At 54.3% G+C, this 14936-nt stretch carries 11 protein-coding genes, 1 pseudogene and 1 other annotated feature; of the genes and pseudogenes, 4 read left to right on the top strand and 8 right to left on the bottom strand.

Annotated elements, in window-relative coordinates:
• Window positions 1–27: 27 nt before the first annotated feature.
• From QEP12_RS00165 to QEP12_RS00150, 4 genes are read right to left on the bottom strand one after another with little or no spacing between them, the layout of a single operon-like run.
• Window positions 28–822, bottom strand: coding sequence for a 2-keto-4-pentenoate hydratase (locus QEP12_RS00165; protein WP_284212976.1), 795 nt, complete (start codon window positions 820–822; stop codon window positions 28–30).
• 17 nt (window positions 823–839) lie between these two features.
• Window positions 840–1715 (bottom strand): alpha/beta fold hydrolase, encoded by an 876-nt coding sequence (locus QEP12_RS00160; RefSeq protein WP_284212975.1) that lies wholly within the window; start codon window positions 1713–1715, stop codon window positions 840–842.
• Window positions 1712–2647 (bottom strand): 3-carboxyethylcatechol 2,3-dioxygenase, encoded by a 936-nt coding sequence (locus QEP12_RS00155; protein WP_284212974.1) that lies wholly within the window; start codon window positions 2645–2647, stop codon window positions 1712–1714. The genes QEP12_RS00160 and QEP12_RS00155 overlap by 4 nt, the downstream gene beginning before the upstream one ends.
• A 52-nt stretch (window positions 2648–2699) precedes the next feature.
• Entirely contained in the window at window positions 2700–4082 is a 1383-nt protein-coding gene (locus QEP12_RS00150; protein ID WP_284212973.1) for an MFS transporter, read from the bottom strand.
• 126 nt (window positions 4083–4208) lie between these two features.
• Between QEP12_RS00150 and QEP12_RS00145 the strand changes: the two genes are divergently transcribed.
• The gene (locus QEP12_RS00145; RefSeq protein ID WP_284212972.1) at window positions 4209–4949 is read left to right on the top strand and encodes an SDR family oxidoreductase; all 741 of its coding nucleotides are present in this window, start codon (window positions 4209–4211) and stop codon (window positions 4947–4949) included.
• A gap of 120 nt (window positions 4950–5069) precedes the next feature.
• Here the strand turns inward: QEP12_RS00145 and mhpA are convergent, their stop codons facing one another.
• The 3 genes from mhpA to QEP12_RS00130 form a co-directional block, all read right to left on the bottom strand.
• Window positions 5070–6536, bottom strand: a complete 1467-nt coding sequence (gene mhpA, locus QEP12_RS00140) for a bifunctional 3-(3-hydroxy-phenyl)propionate/3-hydroxycinnamic acid hydroxylase MhpA (RefSeq protein ID WP_284212971.1) — start codon at window positions 6534–6536, stop codon at window positions 5070–5072.
• 694 nt (window positions 6537–7230) lie between these two features.
• Window positions 7231–8238 (bottom strand): alpha/beta hydrolase, encoded by a 1008-nt coding sequence (locus QEP12_RS00135; RefSeq protein WP_284212970.1) that lies wholly within the window; start codon window positions 8236–8238, stop codon window positions 7231–7233.
• 29 nt (window positions 8239–8267) lie between these two features.
• Window positions 8268–10247, bottom strand: coding sequence for a flavin-containing monooxygenase (locus tag QEP12_RS00130; RefSeq protein WP_284212969.1), 1980 nt, complete (start codon window positions 10245–10247; stop codon window positions 8268–8270).
• A gap of 725 nt (window positions 10248–10972) precedes the next feature.
• Here QEP12_RS00130 and QEP12_RS00125 point away from each other — a divergent pair.
• Window positions 10973–11713: an IclR family transcriptional regulator gene (locus tag QEP12_RS00125; protein WP_284212968.1), complete on the top strand. Its 741-nt coding sequence runs from the start codon at window positions 10973–10975 to the stop codon at window positions 11711–11713.
• Between the two features lie 92 nt (window positions 11714–11805).
• Window positions 11806–13048 (top strand): annotated as a pseudogene (locus QEP12_RS00120) (transposase); the annotation flags it as partial.
• Window positions 12087–12203 (top strand) — a sequence feature (AL1L pseudoknot). (Overlaps the previous pseudogene by 117 nt.)
• Before the next feature lie 173 nt (window positions 13049–13221).
• On the opposite strand, the gene QEP12_RS00115 reads toward QEP12_RS00120, so the two are convergent.
• A complete protein-coding gene (locus QEP12_RS00115; protein ID WP_284212967.1) occupies window positions 13222–14211 on the bottom strand; it encodes a tripartite tricarboxylate transporter substrate-binding protein in 990 nt (329 codons plus the stop codon).
• A gap of 499 nt (window positions 14212–14710) precedes the next feature.
• Between QEP12_RS00115 and QEP12_RS17035 the strand changes: the two genes are divergently transcribed.
• On the top strand, window positions 14711–14887 hold the full coding sequence (locus QEP12_RS17035; protein ID WP_431308046.1) for a transposase: 177 nt from the start codon (window positions 14711–14713) through the stop codon (window positions 14885–14887).
• Window positions 14888–14936: the final 49 nt, after the last annotated feature.

The following is a 14936-nucleotide window of genomic DNA, read 5'->3' as shown; positions in this document are numbered from 1 at the left end:
TATCTAGTTCTCAAGTTATCTAGTCACTCAGGCTTTGGAGTCGACACTCGCAACCACACGGCCCAGCCCGGTGATAGTGGCAACGCATTCGACATCCATAGGCCAAGGCTCGATGTAACCAATGGAGCCGGACAACAGGATTTCTCCAGCTCGCAGCGGTTGCCCAGTACGGATAGCAGTTTCAGCCAACCAGAGCACGGCGTTGATCGGATCGCCCAGCACATTGCTGCCAATGCCGCGCGTAATCTCCTGGCCACCGCCAGTAATCACCATCTCGACAGTTTTGAGATCTACCGAGCCATAGGGGTGCTTTTCCTCGCCAACCACAATGCCGCTGCATCCTGCGTTGTCAGCAATCGTGTCCACGATCTGTCCGACGCTGCCTTCGTAGCGGAAAGCAACAACTTCAAAAGCCGGAGTCACATAGTCAATCGCAGCTTCTACCGCTTCCTTCGTGGCCTCAAGGATGTCGCTCTTGAGGACAAAAGCCACTTCTGCTTCAATCAGCAAGCGGTTGTAGCGCGACTTAGGCAGCACCACGCCCGACTGGAAGACCATGTCGTCGTGGATGATTCCGTAGTCGGGTTCACTGATGCCAACGCGCTTTTGCACGTTCGGATTGGTCAGGCCAACCTTGCGCCCCACTCTGCGCACGCCCAGATGGCGTTCACGCAGCGCCGCAAACTCTGCCGAGATGGCATAGGCTGCGTCCAAGTCACGTTCTGGCAAACGTGGGCTGACGTAAGGAACGGTGTAGACACCGACTTGGGCATCGAAGAGCTCACGAGCGATGCCTTGGATAGTTTCAGAGGAGATGGTCATACGGGTTACGTTCCTGCTTAGCCCTGGCTGTGCAATTTATTGAGGAAGGACACGGCCGCGGCATTAAAGACCTCGGCACCCTCCCACTGAGGCCAGTGCGCAGAACCTTCAACCAGCAAAAACTCGCCCTGAGGTATCAACGCAGCCAAGCGCTTGCCTTCTGCAGCGTCGCCAGTGGGTTCATGGTCTGTCCAGACAAAGAGCGCGGGCACAGGAATGGCCGCTAGATCTTCATCCGTCAAACGGTTGCGCCAACGTGGTTCTGGCTGACGCAACACGGCGATATGCGCCATGTTTGCACCGCTCGGATCGCGGCTGTAGATCGCTTGGCGAACACGCACCAACTCGTCGGTAATCTTTTGTGGGTCGTGAATCACCACCTGCAGGCGCTTTTTGACGTTCTCAAACGTCGGCTCTGTCACTGCTTGCTTGCTCACGGATTGCGCCTTGTCGACCTTTTGCTCGCCGACCACACGACCGCCTGGCGCGCTCAAAATCACGCTCAGCAATCGTTCAGGATGGTGGGCCGCAAACTTGGCCGCAATCCAACCGCCGAGTGATTCACCTGCGAGGTGAACTCGCAGCAGATTCAGTGCATCTATCAGGCCCAGCAGGTGCGACTCGTACTCTGGGATTTCCAAGTCATGGTCAGTCAGGGTGGTGTAGCCATGGCCGGGATAGTCATAGCCAATCACACGGTAGCCAGCCTGTGCCAGCGCACGCACATTCTGTGTCCATGCTTCGATATGGCCACTGGTGCCATTGGCCAGTACGACAACTTTGTCACCCTCGCCAATCTCAAGCACACGCGTACGCCACTGGCCAACATTCACATAGTGCAAACGATGTGGCAGATCCGACACTGCTTCCCAAAAAGTCACGAGTCGGCTCATGCTGTACATCCTGCTTGAACGGCAAAACCACCACCCCAAGTCTTCACGGCCCAGTAGCGATCCACGGGCAGCTCGTACTTACCGGCCATCGACAGTGCGGCGTAAGCAGCAATCCAGCTGCGCATTTCATGCGCGGCGGAGCCACCGTGGATGATGAACTGCTCGTTCTCCCACGCATCCACTTCGGTCAAATTGCCAGAGCGCAAGGTATCGAGCACCATGGTGTCCCACGCTTCGTTTAGCGGTGTGCTTGGGGCCTTGCCATCAGCAATGCGCCGAATGCCAGCCACCATAGCTTCCTCGCGTGCGCGTCGCTGTTCGCTGGTAGGCGCGTAAGTCACCAAACGTGCTCTCACCTCATCAGGTGCTGTATCCCAACGAGGAATTGGAGGCGAGTGAGAAATGCCACCGGAGGCGATGAACAGCACACGCTTGTTCAGCTGCAGTGCAGCTTTGCCAAAGGCTTCGCCCATCTCGCGCACGCGCTTCATTGGCGTCAGCGGATGCGCAATCGCGTTCACAAACACAGGGATGATGGGACGTGTGTTGTCCTTGCCCAGCAAGAAGTCCACAGGCTGCATCACGCCGTGGTCTACGATCATGCGCTCAGAGCGGCCAATGTCGATACCTTCGGCCAACACGGCTGCATGCAACTGACGCGCAGTGTCGCCATCGACCTTGATGGGGCCAGCAGTCGTGCCGTAGTCGCCCACGCCTTCAGCCTGCGCACCGATCACCCAAGGAGCGATATGGGAATACAACTGGCCATTGAGGTGGTCGGGACCGAAGACGACGATAACCTCAGGGTCGAAGCGGTCAATAAAGGCTCGCACCTGCTGGATGCCATCCTTGATTTCATCCAGGGTAGAACCACCTGGATCGACGCTACCAAAAGATGGTGCATGGGATAAAGCCGCAACAGCGATTGACATGTGTATTCCTTTCTTGGGCCAACTTGCAGTCAGCCCTCGTTAGTTCTTCTTATTAGGCTTGTTGGGGACACGCCGCATTCGTGGCCAAAGGGCTTGCAACAGGAGCTGCTGCCTCACGAGCTGCAGAACGCTTGAGTCCAACGTGGAGCACCAGCAGACCAATACCTGCAAGCAACATTGGCAGTGCAAACAATGTGAATGCCATGGTCATGCCCATGCCAGCGTCGAAGCACACACCACCAAGGATGGGAGCAACCACACCACCAAAGCGACCCAAGCCGATGACGACGCCGTAGCCGGTCGAACGCACCAATGTTGGGTAGAGAACCGGGATGATTCCGTAGAAGCCAGCAGTACCTGCGCAGACAAAGAACGAGGCGATCAGCAATGTCCACCAAGCAGCAGGCATCGTCGCGCCAGCAAAGCCGAAGTACGACAGCGCTGCAGTAGCAAGGATCAGGAAAACAGGCGTCAGGATGCGTAAGTTCACATAGCTAGCGATAAAGCCAAACACGATGTTGCCTGCAATACCACCGATACTGAATGCGATCACGAGTTGCGGAGCAAACAGCGGCTGCTGATTGATCGATGCAACGGTGGTGGGCGCCCAGGTGGTCATAAAGTAGAAGCTCACCATGTACGCAAAGTAAGCCGCCACCATGAGCACGGTCTGCCACAGCAGCGAGCCGCTCAAAATAGCACTCACGCCCACCTTCTTGTCAGCGCCAGTTTTGCTCTTTTGGGGCAGTGCCTCCAAAACAGGCTTGCGCATCTTGGTCAAGATCTTGTTCAGCTGTCTCAATGCATCAGGGCGACGGCCTTCAGCCAACCAAGTCAGCGACTCAGGCAGCAAGAAGTAAGCGCCGACAGCTGCCAAAGCACTCAGGACAAACCCGACCCACCAGCCGAACTTCCATCCATGCTCAGCCAGCATGGGGCCAACAACCAAAGCACCGAGTAAGCCACCGATATTGATCGCAGCGGCATAAATCGCCATGACCATGGGATAGACGCGCTTGTTGGTGTACTCAGACAAGATCACACCAACCACGGCAACCAAAGCACCAACGCCAACGCCGGTGACTATGCGGCTAATCACCAGCATCATGGTTCCGTTTTCAGCGTTGGCAAACAAGCCAATAAACATGCCCAAGGCAATCACGATTGCACCGACCACGCCCGTAAAACGACGGCCCATGCGGTCAGCAATAGGAGCCACGATGACAGAGCCCGCCAGCATGCCGATGAGGGCGCCGGACAAGACCATGCCAAGCTCAGTCTTTGAAACACCGAAGTCTTTCGCAATGAACGGAGCAGCAAACGCCGCTAGCGCAACGTCGTAGCCATCGAGCACGACAAGCATGATGGAAACGATGACGACGCGCATCTGCAAGCTGGTCATCGGAGAATCTGCGATGAGATCCGATATCTTCATTGGAAAGTCTCTTTCTTATAATCAGTTAATTCAGTTTATCTCAATAGATGGGAAAAATGATATTTTCGGCATTGGTACATTCCCGCACATGCCGTCAGCACCACACACTTAAAAAGGAGTCAGCACATGGCCGCGATTGGAGTCAACTCACAAGGCACAGAAAAGGAAAAAGTCGGTATTGTTGTCGCCGGAGGCTCTGGCATTGGTGCCGCTTGCGTGCGTGAGCTTGCGGCCTGCGGCTGGTGTGTCGTAGCGCTGTCTCCGTCCGGGCGCGCCCGTCAGCTCGCAGAGTCACTGGGTGGCGCTGGCATTGAAGGCTCGAACACTAACGTCGAAGATCTGCGCGCCACAGTAGATCTCGCAATAGAAAAGTTTGGGCGTATTGATGCGGTCATCAACAACAGCGGTCACGCTGCACGCTCGCCGCTGCTGGAGCTCAGCGATGATGACTGGTTACACGGTGTGAATTTGTACTTGTTGAACGTCATTCGGATGGCGCGGATCGTGACCCCACACCTTCTTGCTTCGGGCGGTGGATCTATCGTCAACATCTCCACAGCCGGAGCCTTCGAACCCAACCGAATGTTCCCTGTCTCCACAACACTGCGCGCTGCGCTGGGTTCGTTCACCAAGATCTATGCCGATGAGTACGGAGCGCAAGGCATTCGCATGAACAATGTGCTTCCGGGATTTACCAAGGAAGACCCCTCTGCCGTGCCCCCCGAATGGACTAGCAAGATCCCCTTGCGTCGCGCCCAAAGTACCGCAGAACTGGCGCGCGTTGTTCGTTTTCTCGCAAGTGATGAGTCTGCCTACATCACCGGGCAGAACTTGCGGGTGGATGGCGGAGAAACCCGCTCGGTCTGACCCAGCACACACCAGGCTTGTGCTGCGTCAGATGCGTGGCACTTCACTGCTTCACTGCTGCAGTGAACTCAAAAATGAAGCTGCGTAATGCAGCTTCATTTATTGTGCTTGCCTCTGCGCTCACGCAGCGATCTGGGGTTGCAGTCTGCGTGACTGAACCAGCTGCTCCAGTTCGCTAGCCGTTGCAGCCACTCCGGCTACATAGCGATCAGGGCGAACCAGCGCCGCGACAATACCGGATTTTTCCATCCATTTCACCAAGACAGGCTCGGTGGCCACAACGATAGGCATCGCACCATTGACCATGGCCTTCGCTGCAACCACTGCGCTTGGAGCTACCAACAAAGCATGCGCATAGCCTATGTCATCGTCTGTGCGCGAACCATCTGCGCAGACTGCTTGGGGAATGAGGCGCCCCCCAAGCGTCCCGCCTTCATGGGCGCCAGGGCCCAGTGCTGGCTGAGGCGTCGCAAAAAATTGAGTTTGTGCAAATTCCTCTTCACGCTGGCGCAAGACTTCTGGGGTCGTGGTTTGAATCACCTGCCCCAAGCGCACTGCTGTTGAGATGAACTCTCGTGCATGCGGCTCGCGCTCGGTTTCATAAGTGTCTAGCAATTCTTCACCGGCTTCGCCGCGAATTACTGCGCCCAATTTCCATGCAAGGTTGGAAGCGTCACGAATACCTGCGCACATGCCTTGACCCATGAATGGTGGCGTCAAATGCGCCGCATCACCCGCAATCAGTAGACGATCTTTGCGCCACCCGCGCGCAACCACGGCACGGAAGGTATAGAGCGCAGGACGCTCCAGCACAGCCTCATCGGGCGTCACCCATCGTGAAAGCAATTTCCATATGGCCTCAGGCTGGGTGATAGTTGCCGGATCGTCGCTCGGCATGAGCATCAACTCCCAGCGACGACGCATGCCAACGCCACGAACGTAAGTTCCCGGACGCGCTGGATCGCAATACTGAATGCTGTAATCACCCAAATCCGGACGCTCGCGATTGAGCACCACATCCACGACGACCCATTGCTCGCTTTGCTGCAAATCATCTAAGCTCGCTCCGATGAGTCCACGAATGATGGATCGCGCTCCATCGCAACCAACGACGTAGCGTGCTTTCTCTTGCAGCACTTCGCCATTAGAAACATCTTGGATGCGCAACTCAACGCCGTCAGACGTTTGCATGCAATCGATCAACTCGTGCTTGAGGCGAATGTCTGCAGCGGCGTACTCGGCCAGTTTTTGTCTCAGCGTTTTTTCCAGCCAAGGCTGGTGGCAACGGTAGCTGGGATACCAACCCATGGGGCCTACTTCCAATTCACGAGACCAGTCAATCAGCAGTCGACCTTCAGAGTTAATGAACTTCATGCCCGGCGATGTACGCACTTGAGACTGCAAAGCATCGGCAATGCCAATGCTTTGGAACACACGCATGCACTCACCATCGAAGTGCACTGCGCGCGGCAGAGGGTATATATCCGCTTCACGGTCGAGAGCAAGCACCCGAAGGCCTTGCTGTGCAAGCAGATTTGCCAGAGTCACCCCTGTGGGGCCGAGACCGATGATCGCAACGTCATGCATAACTACTGCTTTCGATAGAGCTTTGCTCTGATTTGTCCGATGGAGATACCCCGGGTCGGCCCATCCTTTTTCTGGGAAGCCATTGGGTTGACGTGGCCTCCAGCAGATCAGGTCTGCGCGACTTTGGGATGGATAGTTCTGAGTTCTTTGAGCTAGGCAAACTTGTACTGAGCACACCAATACAGCCCATAAGCACCTATGCCAGCTCACAGCGCCTACATCAGCACTGCATTAACCTGCAAAGCCTTGCCGCTCAAAGCTCAATCGCCTGATTCAACACTACTCAACTAAATTCAAATATCTCATTATTCGAGATTTATTTTTCATAGTCAATCAATAAAACCCCCGCCATCCATGCCGCAAAAATGCAAGGGGAAAACACTCTTGAGTCAACAGAAGAAGTAGTTCATATCGGCCAGCATCTGCCAACTGACAAGACTAGAGCCTTGCCCACGTGACAAGATTTCGGAAGATGCAAGACTGCCGCCAGTAGCCAATCGTTACGCCATTGCCGATAGACGATAGCCGTGGCAAGCACGAGTCGTTCGACGACCACGGGGCGTATATGGAAGTACGTGTTGGTCAGAGAGGAAGTGATACGTCAGAGCACTAATGATGCGAGGCGGCAATACACAAAGGCACGAAGGTACTTAAACAGGCGGCGCCTCACAAGTAGGGCCGCCTGTTACTCAAGTCAAGCGCTTACAGATGACTCGACTTGGAAAGCGTTAACTTGGTCATCTGGTAGATGGTACGTCTGTGGGCGGGACAGCTTGCGATCAAGAAAGCTGCTTATTTTTTCCAACGCCTGATCGCTGGCCGGCAAGATCCCTGGCATATTGAAAAAACCGTGCATCTGACCCGCCATCTCATGGTGCTCTACCTCAACTCCCGCATCAGCCATTGCAGCAGCATAGGCTTGCCCTTCATCACGGAGGATGTCGTGTTGACCTGTCACCAGAAAGGTTACAGGTAAGCCAGACAAGTCTTGGGCACGCAATGGAGAGGCATCGGGATGCGAGCGTTCAGATGTATCGGCCACATATTGGTCCCAGAACCAGTTCATGGCAGGAGTTGGCAGGAAGGTCTGATTCTCCGGCTCGTGATAGGAGCCGCGCGTGAAGTCCGCATCGGTGACCGGATACACCAGCACTTGCGCAGCCAACTGAGGACTGTTTCGCTCCCGCGACCAACGCGCAACGACTGCAGCCAGATTGGCACCAGCGCTGTCCCCGGCAATGACCAAAGGAACATTACCTCCAGCAATCTCTACCTTGTGCTCATTGGCCCACAAAAGAGCGTTCCATGTATCTTGCAGCGGGATTGGAAACCGATGCTCTGGCGCAAGGCGGTAACCCACCAGCAATACCGCTGTGCCCGTGCATGCAGCGAGCTTGCGCCCGATAACCTCGAATTCGGACAACTCGCCCAACACCCAACCGCCACCATGCAGGTACACCAGCAAACCTCGCGGCTGCTGCGTAGGCACTAGCAGGCGAGCAGGGATAGAGGAGCCGCCCCCGACCGGAATCAAGACATCTTCGCAGCGAGCCATCGCTGGCCCAGGCTCACGCTGAAGCGCTTTGCGCTTGGCTGCCGCCCGCGCTTGCACGGCATCGAGTTGCCACAGCGGCGTCGGATTCGGCCCCGCTGCTGCTGCCCAAGACTGTAACAAGGCCTTCGAGGCACTATCTAAAGCCATATTCTTCTACACTCCAAAGGCCTGTTAGTTCAATGCGAGATGAAGTCGCCGTCAAAATCAACTTCATGAGTGAGTTGCCAGTACTCACGGTGGCTGAATGGCCACACCTGAGAGACCCGCCCAAAGCGATTCTTGTACCAATTGCTGACTTGCGGGCGCCCCCAAGCGCGGCGTTGGTTCTCAGCATCGACGCGTTCAACAAAGGCATCAAGCACTTCTTGCTTGACTTCGATGCCTTTAATGCCGCGGCGCAGAACTTGGTGGATCGCTTCGACAGCGAACTCCGTTGCACACTCCATCATGAAGTGCTGGCTACCATGCACAACATAATTCGTGTTCGGGCCCAGCAGGATGAAGAAATTTGGGAAGTCAGGCACGGCAATGCCGCCCCACGCTTTTGCGTCGCCCTTCCAGTATTCCTTGATGGTCTGACCTGAAACACCACGAATCTCCATCGGATCAAGAAACTCAGCAGCAGTGAAGCCTGTTGCATAGACGACAACATCCACTGGATGTTCAACCCCATCTTCAGTCACCAAGCCCGTTTCCGTGAAACGAACAATAGGATTGGTCACCAACGCTGCGTTGGGACGCTGCAACGCGGCTGCCCACACGCCGTTGTCGCGCAGCATTCGCTTGCCTCCAGGCGGGTATGTCGGCACGATCTTGTCGAGATGTTCTGGATGGTTTTTCCATTGCTCGCGAATGATCTTGGTTAACGTCTCGCGTACTTCCAAGTTTTTGGCCGAGACTGAATCCTCTCGATTCCAATTCGGGTCAGTGATAGCAGTATGCAGACGTCCAGCGGCAGCTTGGTAGAAAGCTGAAAGTCGGAACCATTGGCCGTAGCATGGAACATGCTCTATCAACCAGCGCATCGCCTTCGGCGTTTCATCGTAGTAGTTTGGGGCAGGAACCATCCACGGACCAGAACGCTGGAACACTGTCAGATGTTCAACCTCGTCAACGATGGTCGGGACGATTTGGTATGCACTTGCGCCAGTACCGATGACTGCGACACGCTTTCCGCGAAGCTCTACATCATGATTCCAGCGAGCGGAGTGCATGCATACGCCCTTGAACGCGTTTTGACCTTCGATCTCAGGGATATTGGGGCGCTCCAACTGACCGACAGCCGAAATTACTGCGTTAAAGCGATGGTGCTCCAGCTCGTCATTATCTGTACGAGTCACTACATCCCAGTAACCAGTTGATTCGTCCCACTTGAGCGAAACAACTTCAACACCAAAGTGAATATTCTCACGAAGTCCGGCACGCTCAACTATGTTGCGCGCATAGTCTTGAATTTCGCCACCGGTTGCAAACGCATGCGGCCAATCTGCGCGCTGCGCAAATGAAAAGCTGTAACCGAACGTTGGTGTATCGAGTCGCACGCCCGGATAGGTATTTGCCCACCACACGCCACCAACATCAGGGTTCTTCTCGAATGCTGTGAATGACACGCCAGCCTGTTTCAGACGATACATGGCAGCGATACCACACATACCGGTGCCAATCACCGCAACAGAGAACGGACGATCACCAGCTACTTCGTCGCGTTTCCAATCAGGCGCACCGAGCTTTTTAGCAGCGATATCCAACTCATGGGTGAGGATCTTCGTATCGGTCTCTCCGGCACCATTCGTGAGAAAACCAATCACGGCGCGTGTCTCGATATCGTTAAGAGGACGCGGACGATTCAGACCCTCGTCGCGCACACGCTTGAGTGCGGCCAAAACAAGTTCACGCGCTTCGTTTTGCGCGGCTTCACTCATACCACCATTGGCAGGTGCAACCGTATCAACAGGCGGAAACGGTGGGCGCAGGTGGGTGCGCAGGATAGACAAGTCTCCGGTGACGGCGGCAAGCGCAGGCAGCAGCGATGGCAGATCAGCTTGTTTAACGATGTCTTCGAGGAAGGCATCGTCCTCGCGGATCTGCGCGTATTCCTCGCGCCAATAAACGTCGTCAACACTCAGGGGTTCAATAGCAGTCGTGGTTAGAGGCATAGTACAAAGGTTTCTTATTACTCGGCAGACGGCACAGAGAGATGCCTCTTTCTAATTGCTATCCTGATTTACTTCGCAAACACGAGCGACTTGCAAGCATGTGATCTGATTAACCCCAGCCGATTCTTCACAGCACATGGTCGACTGAAGCATCTCGCTGTTGCACACAGGGAGCACCTAAGGAGAGCACTTCTCTGGAACGTACAAGCAGTGCTAGTGCATATGACACTAGTCACTTGCTACGCTTGACAAAGCTAGTTCATCGAAAACTTTCGAAAGTAAAAAATCTCACAGATTTATATAAGCAAATCTCATTTTTTGAGATTTATACTTTCGCCTAAAGCGACTGTCAATTCATGGAGAACCCTATAACACAACCCTCCCGAATCAGATTCCACTGAAAACAGGAGGCTGGAATACCCTGTGCGTGCTACATGAGAATTTTTTTTGCAGAAAAACTCCCATCATCACGCCGGGAACAAATTTTCTATCTACGCGACCAAGCCAAAAAATGACTAGCTCAAGCCCACCCCTTGCTACCTATTCCGACAACACTCAGCCAGTCACGTCTATGAACCAAGCTCCCAACAGAAAACTTTCAACTTATAGTGAGTAATGGCTCCGGGTTGAGATTGGTCACAATGTCGGAGGCGTTTCATTGGATGAAATATGCAACGCTCCAGACGCGATGATGTACATTTTTAATTCACTACTACAAATCCAATATGACTAGCCCTAGCCGGGTTTTTGCCATACTCGATCTATTTACAGAGGAAAATCCGGTCTGGCAACCGGACAACATCAACGCCGTTTTAGGCTATTCTCGTCCCACTGGTTATCGCTATGTGAAGGAATTAGTCGAAGCGGGGTTATTGCAAAAAATCTCGGCTGGGAACTACGCACTCGGCGGACGAATCATTGCACTCGACTATTTGCTGCGAAAAACCGACCCGGTGCTGTTCGCTGCCGATCCGGTCATGCGTGAGTTGGCGACCCATACCAAGTTCGACGCAGCACTCAGTGTCATGTTTGCCGGGCCACAGGTCATCGACGTTCATCGCATCAACGCGGAAAAAAATCTTCACCTTTCTTATGGGCGTGGGCGGCCCCGTCCCTTGTTCCTTGCTGCGTCCCCTAAAGTTCTTCTAGCACACCTGCCACGTAACTCTCTCAAGAAGATTTATGAAATCCACGCCAAGGAAATAAGCATCAATGGCATGGGAAATACTTGGCAGGAGTTTTTAAGTGTGTTGACGAAAATCCGCAAGGATGGCTTTTATCATTCTCAAGGCGAGTTAGAGCCCGGCCTCGGCGCAGTTGCTGTTCCGATTTTCAATGCCGAAGGTGATTGCGTGGCTGCGCTGGCACTTGTAGGCAGCATCCAGCGTTTTGATACTAGTTTAGACGCTCGCATATTGAACAGATTGCAGGAGGCATCCGCAGCCATACGTCTTTCCTTGGGCTAGCTATCGACTTTTCCAACCACCTGTGATCGCACAATTTGTTTGTTGAATCGCACCGACTTCCGTGAGGGCTCAACACCTGAGAGGTTTGAGTCATGAACACTAAAGCTGCTCGTTTTAGCCCCGAGGTACGTGAACGTGCCGTACGTTTGGTGCAGGAATGCCAAGCGGATTACGCATCGCTGTGGGGTGCGTGTGAATCGATTGCCCCCAAGATTGGCTGCTCTGTCAGCACCCTGCATGGATGGGTGCAGCGCAAAGAAATAGATGCAGGCCAACGGCCAGGATTGACCACGGATGAACGTGAGCGGCTCAAGCAACTTGAGCGAGAGAACAAGGAACTGCGCCGAGCCAATGACATCCTCAAGGCTGCGAGCGCTTTTTTTGCGCAGGCGGAGCTGGACCGTCGCATCAAGAGTTGATTGACTTCGTAGACAGATACCGTGATGCCTATGGGGTCGAGCCAATTTGCAGGTTGCTGCAAATTGCCCCATCGGGCTACAGGCGCAGGGTTCAACAAAGAAACTGCCCTTGGCTGCGCTGCAAGCGCAGCCAATCAGATGAAGAACGTTGCAGTCATATTCAACGGGTGTGGCACGCCAATTGGCAGGTGTATGGCGTCGTCAAAGTCTGGAAGCAGATGCACCGAGAGGGCTTGCCGATTGCCCGCTGCACAGTGCAACCCTGATGCGCAAGCTGGGCCTTGAAGGCGCAAGGCGAGGCAAGAAGGTGCGCACGACACGCCCAGATATGGCAAGGCCATGCCCGCTAGACCTGGTCAACCGCCAGTTCACAGCCCAGCGCCCTGACCAGCTTTGGGTTGCAGACTTCACCTATGTATCAACATGGCAAGGGCAAATGTTTGTGGCCTTTGTGATTGATGTGTATGCCCGCCGCATAGTGGGCTGGCGGGTCAGCAGCCACATGCGTACGGACTTTGTGGTGGATGCGTTGGAGCAGGCGCTGTATGCAAGGCAGCCTTCAAGTGATACGGAGCTGATTCACCACTCCGACAGGGGCAGTCAGTACGTGTCCATTCGCTACACAGAGCGTTTGGAGGAAGCTGGCCTGATGCCTTCGGTGGGCAGCACCGGCGATTCCTATGACAACGCCCTGGCCGAAACCATCAACGGTCTTTACAAAACGGAGGTCATCTACAAGCGAGGGCCGTGGAAAACACGGGAATCACTGGAGCTGGCAACACTGCAATGGGTGCACTGGTTCAACCACGGCAGCTTGCTGGAATCCATAGGGCATATACCGCCAGCGGAAGCTGAGGCAAACTACTGGCGGCAAGTTGCCAATACCGTGCAGGCTAACGCCTGCACTTCAACAAACTAGCCTCCACCAAACACGGTGCGATTCACTGCTTGAGCAGCAGAGCTTGCAGACGTTTGAACGCATCTGACAACTGACCCAATTGAAACGGGTGCACCTGTCAGATTTCTACACATCAGTAGGATCCTACTCTGCACATAGAGCTTACCGTTCACGTGCTGATCGATGGTGAATTACGTTTCGGGCTTGAATCCAGATGCCTTAACGCGTTCTTCCCAGTTTTTGAAATCTTCTCGCAGCGATTGAGCATATTCGGCCGGAGTGCTAATGTATGGCTCCATGCCCAAGCTTGCCAGCGCTTGCAGGACCTTGGGTCGCTTGATAGCTTGAGCGATGGCCTTGGCAGCAGCTTCCACTATCTCGGGGGGTGTTCCCTTAGCCATTACGACAGCCGAAAGTTCATCTCCGATGATGCGTGGATAGCCCTGCTCCGCTAGGGTGGGAACTTCAGGCAAGAATGGTGATCGCTGATGACTTGCCACTGCCAGAAGGCGTAAGCGGCCTTCCTTGATGTGCGTCATCGAATCGCCGATCGGCGAAATGAATGCCGCGATCTGCCCGCCGACTAAATCGATGATGCCGGGCATCGACCCCCTGTAAGGAACATGGTTTAGCGTGACGCCAGCTTTGCGTAACAACTCCTGCATCAGGAAACGCTGCGGCGAATTGGGTCCTGGTGTTCCGTAGCTGGCCAGCTTCGGGTTGGCTTTTGCCCATTCCCAAAAGTCTGCCACTGTCTTTACCGTAGTCGGCACCATAGGGCCCACAGCAAAACCCTGTCGTACCATCGCGCAGGGAGAGACGGGTACTAGATCTTCTGGCGTGTAAGTCCCTGGAAGGGGATCTACGTGGGGTATCAGAGTGAGCAGGGTATCTGGCAACACCAACATTGAGCTGCCGTCAGACGGATTGCGGTGCATTGCGGCCAGCGCCAAGCGGTTTGCCGACCCAGGTCTATTTTCAACAAGCGTGGTGCGTGCGTAGCTTGATCGAAGTCCCTCAGCAAGATGGCGCGCAACTATATCGTTGGCGCCACCTGCCGGAAAGCCTACAAAGATGCGTAACTGGTCAATCTGCCCCTTCCCCTGAGCATGCACGACACGCGGTAAGGAAAAGTACACGCTCAGCGCGGCAGCTGTGCCGCCGAAGTCACGTCGGTTCATCTATTTGTCTCCTGATCGCTTCGTGCGATTCAACTTGAATGCGAGTGGCCCGATTTAGCCATGTAATGCTGATTAAGAGCCGCTAACACTACCCTGCAAACCTTCGAATTGCGATTGAGACGAGGCGCGAAGCCTAAGGCAATACAGAAGTATTACAAGGCAAAGCAACGACGTATCAAAGGTAGTGGTAGCGGCTCTAAACGGCGCCATCAAAACGGTCATACAGCCTGCTGACCTCTTGCATCAAGCCCACAGCACCTGAAAAGCCTTGACATTCGAAGCTCATCGGTTTCATTCGGCACCTCATATAGAAGATCAATAATCTCATTATCCGAGATTTGCTTTCAATAAGAAAACTATGAATAACCCGAATGCAAGCCAAAAAAGCAAGTCTCAAATATTCCTAAGAGCCGTTTACACAAACATTCAACGAAGTTGAAGTTGCACCTAAAAATGGGAGTTCTTAGCGTTGTCCAAAATATCGACAAGGAGCTAAGAAATGGCGACAAAGCAAGTGCGAGTGGCGTACACGCAGGAATTTAGGTTGGAGGCTGTTCGCTTGGTGCAAAGCGGGCAATCTCAAATGCAGGTGTGCCAGGCGCTGGGCATACCGAAGGCCAGCTTGAATAGTTGGGTGAAGGCACTCCAAAGCTTGGAGCTGCCGATAGCGCAGTAAGCAAGGTCACGCCGGAGCAAATGGAGATAAGCCCCCTACGAGCTGGGGT

It is taken from the genome of Comamonas jiangduensis (genome assembly GCF_030162955.1).
GTDB lineage: Bacteria > Pseudomonadota > Gammaproteobacteria > Burkholderiales > Burkholderiaceae_C > Comamonas > Comamonas jiangduensis.
Note: the sequence above shows the minus strand (reverse complement) of the source record. Positions and strands in the feature narration are given on the sequence as shown.